We start from the raw sequence: 6,982 nt of genomic DNA, 5'->3' as shown, positions 1-6,982 counted from the left end.
CGCGCACCTGATGAAAGGCTTGCCGCACGGCAAGCCTTTTTTCTTGGCGCCCGCCTGGCCCACGCAGGCACCGCGGCCCGCGCCGCGGCGCAGCAGCCGCTGCCGTGGCTCAGTTGGTCTTGGCCAGCTGCTCCAGGATGTGCGGATTTTCCAGCGTCGAGACGTCTTGCGTGATGGCCTCGCCCTTGGCGATGGCGCGCAGCAGGCGCCGCATGATCTTGCCTGAGCGCGTCTTGGGCAGGTTTTCGCCGAAGCGAATGTCCTTCGGCTTGGCGATCGGTCCGATCTCCTTGGCCACCCAGTTGCGCAGCTCGTTGGCGATGGCTTTGGCTTCCTCCCCCTGCGGCAGCGGGCGCTTGAGCACGACGAAAGCGACGATGGCCTCACCGGTGATGTCATCGGGTCGACCGACGACGGCGGCTTCCGCCACCAGGTCGGTCTTGGCCACCAGGGCGGACTCGATCTCCATCGTGCCCATGCGGTGGCCACTGACGTTGAGCACGTCGTCGATGCGGCCGGTGATGCGGAAGTAGCCGCGGTCTTCGGAGCGCACCGCTCCGTCGCCCGCCAGGTAGTAGCCCTTGAGCTCCTCGGGGAAGTAGCTCTTCTTGAAGCGCTCCGGATCACCCCAGATGGTGCGGATCATCGACGGCCAGGGCTTTTTGATGACCAGGATGCCACCCTGTCCGTTGGGCATGTCGTTGCCTTGCTCGTCGACGATTGCCGCGGCGATACCCGGCAGCGGCAGGGTGCACGATCCGGGCACCAACGGCGTGGCGCCCGGCAGCGGGGTAATCATGTGGCCGCCGGTTTCGGTCTGCCAGAAGGTGTCGACGATGGGGCAGCGCTCGCCGCCGACGTGGCGGTAGTACCACATCCAGGCCTCGGGGTTGATCGGCTCGCCCACCGACCCCAGGATGCGCAGCGTCGACAGACTCCAGTTCTTCGGGTGGACCTTTTCGTCGGTGTCGCTGGCCTTGATGAGCGAGCGGATCGCCGTCGGCGCGGTGTAAAAGATGGTGCAGCCGTGCTTTTCGATCATCTGCCAGAAGCGCCCGGCGTTCGGATAGGTGGGCACACCTTCGAACACGATTTGCGTCGCGCCCGCGGCGAGCGGCCCGTAGGCGACGTAGGTGTGGCCGGTGATCCAGCCGATGTCGGCCGTGCACCAGAACACATCGCTGTCCTTGAGGTCGAAGGTCCACAGCATGGTCTGCTTGGCCCACAGCAAATAGCCGCCGGTGCTGTGCTGCACACCCTTGGGCTTGCCCGTGGAGCCGGAGGTGTAGAGGATGAACAGCGGATGCTCGGCGCCCACCATCTCGGCCGGGCATTCGGTGGGCTGGCCCGCAAGCGCGTCGTGCATCCAGACGTCGCGGCCGGGCTCCATGTGGCACGCGGTGGGCGTGCGCTGAAACACCACCACCTGGCGCACGGTCTCGCAGCCGCCAAGGGCGATGGCTTCATCCACGATGGCCTTGAGCGGCAGCTCCTTGCCGCCGCGCATCTGATAGTTGGCGGTGATCACGGCGACCGCGCCCGCGTCCTGGATGCGGTCTTTGAGCGCGCCGGCCGAAAAACCGCCGAACACCACGCTATGGGTGGCGCCAATGCGCGCACAGGCCTGCATCGCCACCACGCCCTCGATCGTCATCGGCATGTAGATGACCACGCGGTCGCCCTTGCGCACGCCCATGGCCTTGAGCGCGTTGGCAAACTGGCTCACGCGCGCCAGCAGTTCTTTGTACGTGATGCGCGTGACCGCGCCATCGTCGGCCTCGAAGATGATGGCGGTTTTATTTTCGACGGGGGTGCCGATGTGGCGGTCCAGGCAGTTGACCGAGGCGTTGAGCTCGCCGTCCTGGAACCACCGGTAGAAGGGCTTGTTGGACTGATCGAGCACCTGGGTGAACGGTTTGTGCCAGACCAGCAACTCGCGCGCGCGCCGGGCCCAAAATCCTTCGTAGTCGGCCTCGGCCTCGGCGCACAGCGCGTGGTACGCCTCCATGCCCGAGACACGGGCCTGCGCGACCAGCTCAGGGTTGGGTTCGAAGACGCGGTTTTCCACCAGCATCGAGGCAATGGCGGCGGTCGATTCAGCCATGTCGGGGTCTCCTCAGGGACGTTGGGATGCAAAAAACGACAGCCTAAGACTGTGCAGCGGGTCTCTGACGAGGCCCTTACGCACGGCACGCCGACCGCCGTGGGGCCCCGCCGAATGTGCCCCGCCACTACAATTGGCCCGCCCAATCCGTCACCGAGCGTGTCATGACTCAGATCCACAAGCCGATTCCGCCCTTGCCGAAATTGATCTTCGCGAGCCGTTGGCTGCAGTTGCCACTCTACATCGGTTTGATCGTGGCGCAAATGGTGTACGTCTACCACTTCTGGGTGGAGCTGGTGCACTTGATCGAAGCGGCATTCGGCAACCAGCAGGCACTGGACAAACTGGTGCGCTCCATCGGCTACGTGGCCGAAACCCAGCTCGACGGTCTCAACGAGACCATCATCATGCTGGTGGTGCTGGCGCTCATCGACGTGGTCATGATCAGCAACCTGCTCATCATGGTCATCGTCGGCGGCTACGAAACCTTCGTCAGCCGCCTGCGACTAGAGGGCCACCCGGATCAGCCCGAGTGGCTCAACCACGTCAACGCCGGGGTGCTCAAGGTCAAGCTGGCCACCGCCATCATCGGCATCAGCTCGATCCACTTGCTCAAAACCTTCATCAACGCCGCCAACTACACCGACAAGGTGCTGCTGTGGCAGACGGTGATCCATGCCGTCTTTTTGCTGAGTGCCCTGGCCATTGCACTGACCGAAAAACTCATCCACCAAACCACGGACGGCGAGGCGCATTGACACGACTGGTGTCAGTAAACACCGACCGCCCCCAGGAGTCCCCCATGACTGCCATTCGCCAGGAAGACCTGATCCAATCGATCGCCGACGCCTTTCAGTACATCAGCTACTATCATCCGCTGGACTACATCCAAGCGCTGGGCCGCGCGTACGAGCGCGAGCAGTCGCCCGCAGCCAAGGATGCCATCGCGCAAATCCTGACCAACTCGCGCCTGAGCGCCGAGGGGCACCGGCCCATTTGTCAGGACACGGGTATTGCGGTCGTGTTTTTGAAGGTGGGCATGAACGTCACCTGGCCCGACGCGACGATGAGCGTGCAACAGATGGTCGACGAAGGCGTTCGCCGCGCGTATCTGAACCCGGACAACCCGCTGCGCGCCTCGGTGCTAGCCGACCCGGCGGGCGCGCGCAAGAACACGCGCGACAACACCCCCGCCGTCGTGCACTTCGAGATCGTGCCCGGTGACGGCGTCGAGGTGATCTGCGCTGCCAAAGGCGGCGGCTCGGAAAACAAGTCCAAGATGGTGATGCTCAACCCGTCAGACTCCATCGTGGATTGGGTGCTCAAGACCGTGCCGACCATGGGCGCGGGCTGGTGCCCGCCGGGCATTTTGGGCATCGGCATCGGCGGCACGCCAGAGAAAGCCATGCTGCTGGCCAAAGAAGCGCTCATGGCGCCGGTGGACATCCATACGCTCATCGACAAGCAGCGCAGTGGCGCGGCGCTCACGCGCGTGGAGCAGCTGCGGCTGGAGCTATACGAAAAGGTCAACGCGCTGGGCATTGGCGCGCAGGGGCTGGGGGGGCTGACGACGGTGCTGGACGTCAAGATCCTGGACTACCCGACACACGCGGCGTCGCTGCCGGTGGCCATGATCCCCAACTGCGCCGCGACGCGCCATGTTCACTTCCACTTGGATGGGAGCGGCCCGGCGCGGCTGGAGCCGCCGCGGCTGGAGGATTGGCCGGCCGTCACCTGGACGCCGGACACGCAAAGCGCCACGCGCGTCAACCTCGACACCCTGACCAAGGAAGAAGTCGCGTCGTGGAAAGTGGGCCAGAAATTGCTGCTCAACGGCAAGATGCTGACCGGCCGCGACGCGGCGCACAAGCGCATCGCCGATCTGCTGGCGCGCGGGGAGCCGCTGCCCGTAGACTTTTCCAACCGCGTCATCTACTACGTGGGCCCGGTGGACCCGGTGCGCGACGAGGTGGTCGGCCCCGCTGGCCCCACAACCGCCACGCGCATGGACAAGTTCACGCGCATGATGCTGGAAAAGACCGGGTTGATCGCGATGATCGGCAAGTCCGAACGCGGCCCGGTCGCCATCGAGGCCATTCGCGACAACCGCTCGGCCTACCTGATGGCGGTGGGTGGCGCCGCGTACCTGGTGGCCAAAGCCATCCGCTCGGCGCGCGTGGTCGCGTTCGAAGACCTGGGCATGGAGGCCATCTACGAATTCGAGGTGCGCGACATGCCGGTGACGGTGGCGGTGGACGCGACCGGCACCAGCGTGCACGAAACCGGCCCCGCTGAGTGGCGCGAGCGCATCGCGCGCGGCGAATTCAAAGGCATTGCGGTCACGGCCGCTTGACGGTAGGGCGCCCGGTACTGCTGTACCCCAGTCGCGAGCCGGGTGTCGCCGCTAAGTACCGCTGCAGTTCAGTGCAAGTGGCGCGGCTTGCGCGGCCCGCCGTGGCCGCCGCTCGGTCCCGCGCCGCGCGGCGGGCGGCCGAGTTGCAGCGAGTTGACCATCGCGTCGAACCGGTTGGCAAACAGCTGGTCGATCGCCTCGACCACGCCGCCCAGCTCGGAAGCGTCGAAGTGGCGCTCCATCAGCTGCACCACGTCTTGCACCAACAAGTCGCGCTGCACCTGCATGATGGCCGCGGGCGTCGGCCCCACGAAGCACATGACGAAGTCGTCGCGCGCCTGCGCGTCCTCGGGGGCCTCGTCTTCGTCGAACTCGAGGTCGTAGAACGACACCTCGATGGCCGCACCGGCGGCCGCGATGTCGTTGAGGCCCATGCAGGCCTCTTCGATGGCGAGTCGAAAATCCTCGTCGCCCTCGATGGTCCAGCACATCTGCAGGACGTGCGCCTGCGGATCGAAGCGGATGCCGGGCTCTTCCTCGTAGGCGCTGGCGGCAGCGTCGATGAGCGAGCGCGCACCGACATAGCTCCACAACGGGCGCAGCGCCTCCTGAATGTGGGTGTAGTCCACGTCGTCGCGCAGCGGGACGTCGCCGTGGACGTGGATCTCGAACGGAGGATTGTCTTGGCTCATGGTCGCGACCCGTCTCAAAACGCGCATTGTACGACCTGGGCCACCGGTAGAATCCAAGCTGCAGCCCTCCCTTGCGGCGAGTGTGATGGAATCGGTAGACATACAGGACTTAAAATCCTGAGGCGCAAGCCGTGCGGGTTCGAGTCCCGCCACTCGCACCAAACTGCGCCCCATGCGCGGCCGACAACGCACCGCTCAGCGCCGCTGCCAGACCGCGGCAAAAAAACCGTCCGTCCCGTGGCGGTGCGGCCACAGGCGCAGATACCTCCCCTGCACCAACCCATCCGGGGCGTTGACACGCGCTTGCGCGAGCAGCGGCGCAGCCTCGAGCGGCACGAAGTCCCTCGCCGCGGCACGCTCGAACGCCTCGGCCACAGCTTCGTTTTCCTCCGGCAACAGGCTACAGGTGGCGTAGACCAGGCGCCCACCGGGGCGCACCAGCCGCGCCGCCGCCGCCAGGATGCGCTGCTGCAGCGCGGCGAACTCGCTCACCGCAGCCGGGATGTGGCGCCACAACAGTTCCGGGTGGCGGCGCACGGTGCCCAGCCCGCTGCAAGGCGCGTCCACCAGCACGCGGTCGATTTTGCCCGCCAACCGCAACAGCCGCTCGTCGTGCTCGTGCGCCAGCGCCATCGTGTGCACCTGGGTCAGGCCCGCGCGGCGGGCGCGCTCGGGCAGCGCTTGCAAGCGCGCGGCCACGGAGTCGAAGGCGTAGAGCCGCCCGGTGTCGCGCATGTCGGCGCCCATCGCCAGCGTTTTGCCGCCGCCGCCCGCGCAAAAATCGACCACCGTCTCGCCCCGGCGCGCGCCCACCAGCGCGGCGATCAGTTGGGAGCCCTCGTCTTGCACCTCGACGGCGCCACGCGCGTACGCATCTAAGCGCTGCAGCGGCGCGCGCAGGGGCAGGCGGATGCCCCAGGGCGCGTGCGGGGTAGGCTCGGCGGGCAGGCCGGCCGCTCGCAGCTCGTCCAGCACGGCCGCGCGCTTGGCGCGCAGGGCGTTGACGCGCAAATCCAGTGGGGCGCTCTGGCGCAACGCCGCCGCCAGCGCCTCCCGCTCATCCCCCACCACCTCGTGCAGGCGTTGCAGCAGCCACGGCGGCAGGCCGAGGCGGACCGACTCGGGCGCCGACGCCAGATCGACGCCCGCCACCTGCTGCTGCCACTGCTGCACGTCCGCGGCCGCATGCGCGTCAGCCTCGGCCAGCGCAGGCAGCGCCGCCGACGGCCAGGCGAGCCGGACGATGTCCTCGCACCAGCCGGGCTGTTGGCGCCATTGGGCGACGTCCAGCGGCGTCGCCGCCCGCCCGCGCACGTGGGCGGCCAGCCAATGCCAGCGCGGCAAGTCACGCAGCGCGGCAAAGAGCGCGTCGGCCACGGCCGTGCGCAGGCGTGCGCCCAGCCGCGACGGCCCGCGCATGGCGTGGGCCAGCAAGGCGTCGGGCGGCTGCTGAAACTGCAGCGTTTGCTGCAACAGGTGCGCGGCCAGCGCCAGGGGCGAGGCCGAGACCGGCGGGCGTGCCGATGGGCGAGACGATCGCGACATGGCCGCGATTGTCGCCCAGCGCTGCGGGATAATCGCGGCCCATGCCAGACATCGCCTCCGAGGTGCGGCGGCGCCGCACCTTCGCCATCATCTCCCACCCCGACGCGGGCAAGACCACGCTGACCGAAAAGCTGTTGCTGTTTTCGGGGGCCATCCACATTGCCGGCAGCGTCAAGGCGCGCAAGGCCGCGCGTCATGCCACCAGCGACTGGATGGAAATCGAAAAGCAGCGCGGCATTTCGGTGGCCAGCTCGGTCATGCAGATGGAGTACCGCGACTGCGTGATCA

The 6,982-nt window shown here is 67.1% G+C and carries 6 protein-coding genes and 1 tRNA gene; 4 read left to right on the top strand and 3 right to left on the bottom strand.

Translation table 11 applies throughout. The annotated features are described in order from the left end of the window. Positions 1-109 precede the first annotated feature (109 nt). The gene (gene acs / locus Q0716_RS03475; RefSeq protein ID WP_299019694.1) at positions 110-2,104 is read right to left on the bottom strand and encodes an acetate--CoA ligase; all 1,995 of its coding nucleotides are present in this window, start codon (positions 2,102-2,104) and stop codon (positions 110-112) included. Between the two features lie 164 nt (positions 2,105-2,268). Between acs and Q0716_RS03470 the strand changes: the two genes are divergently transcribed. Both Q0716_RS03470 and Q0716_RS03465 read left to right on the top strand, forming a co-directional pair. Continuing rightward, positions 2,269-2,862 carry a TIGR00645 family protein gene (locus tag Q0716_RS03470; protein ID WP_299019692.1) on the top strand — a complete coding sequence of 198 codons (594 nt, stop codon included), beginning with the start codon at positions 2,269-2,271 and terminating at the stop codon, positions 2,860-2,862. A gap of 44 nt (positions 2,863-2,906) precedes the next feature. Further along, positions 2,907-4,457 carry a fumarate hydratase gene (locus Q0716_RS03465; RefSeq protein WP_299019690.1) on the top strand — a complete coding sequence of 517 codons (1,551 nt, stop codon included), beginning with the start codon at positions 2,907-2,909 and terminating at the stop codon, positions 4,455-4,457. A 68-nt stretch (positions 4,458-4,525) separates the two neighbouring features. Here the strand turns inward: Q0716_RS03465 and Q0716_RS03460 are convergent, their stop codons facing one another. Continuing rightward, positions 4,526-5,149, bottom strand: a complete 624-nt coding sequence (locus Q0716_RS03460) for a DUF6806 family protein (RefSeq protein WP_299019688.1) — start codon at positions 5,147-5,149, stop codon at positions 4,526-4,528. Between the two features lie 76 nt (positions 5,150-5,225). Here Q0716_RS03460 and Q0716_RS03455 point away from each other — a divergent pair. Beyond that, positions 5,226-5,310, top strand: a tRNA-Leu gene (locus Q0716_RS03455). A 34-nt stretch (positions 5,311-5,344) separates the two neighbouring features. On the opposite strand, the gene Q0716_RS03450 is transcribed toward Q0716_RS03455, so the two are convergent. Further along, the gene (locus tag Q0716_RS03450) at positions 5,345-6,694 is read right to left on the bottom strand and encodes an RsmB/NOP family class I SAM-dependent RNA methyltransferase (protein WP_299019686.1); all 1,350 of its coding nucleotides are present in this window, start codon (positions 6,692-6,694) and stop codon (positions 5,345-5,347) included. A gap of 41 nt (positions 6,695-6,735) precedes the next feature. Between Q0716_RS03450 and Q0716_RS03445 the strand changes: the two genes are divergently transcribed. Beyond that, positions 6,736-6,982: GTP-binding protein (locus tag Q0716_RS03445; protein WP_299019684.1), on the top strand; the 247-nt coding region annotated here is incomplete at its 3' end.

This window comes from uncultured Tepidimonas sp. (genome assembly GCF_938045175.1).
GTDB lineage: Bacteria > Pseudomonadota > Gammaproteobacteria > Burkholderiales > Burkholderiaceae_C > Tepidimonas.
This window is presented reverse-complemented; position numbering and strand designations above follow the sequence as displayed.

Coding starts and splice junctions, on each gene's coding strand:
- Q0716_RS03460 (WP_299019688.1), bottom strand. CDS start 5,149: ATGAGCCAAGACAATCCTCCGTTCGAGATCCACGTCCACGGCGACGTC.
- Q0716_RS03470 (WP_299019692.1), top strand. CDS start 2,269: ATGACTCAGATCCACAAGCCGATTCCGCCCTTGCCGAAATTGATCTTC.
- Q0716_RS03465 (WP_299019690.1), top strand. CDS start 2,907: ATGACTGCCATTCGCCAGGAAGACCTGATCCAATCGATCGCCGACGCC.
- Q0716_RS03450 (WP_299019686.1), bottom strand. CDS start 6,694: ATGTCGCGATCGTCTCGCCCATCGGCACGCCCGCCGGTCTCGGCCTCG.
- acs (WP_299019694.1), bottom strand. CDS start 2,104: ATGGCTGAATCGACCGCCGCCATTGCCTCGATGCTGGTGGAAAACCGC.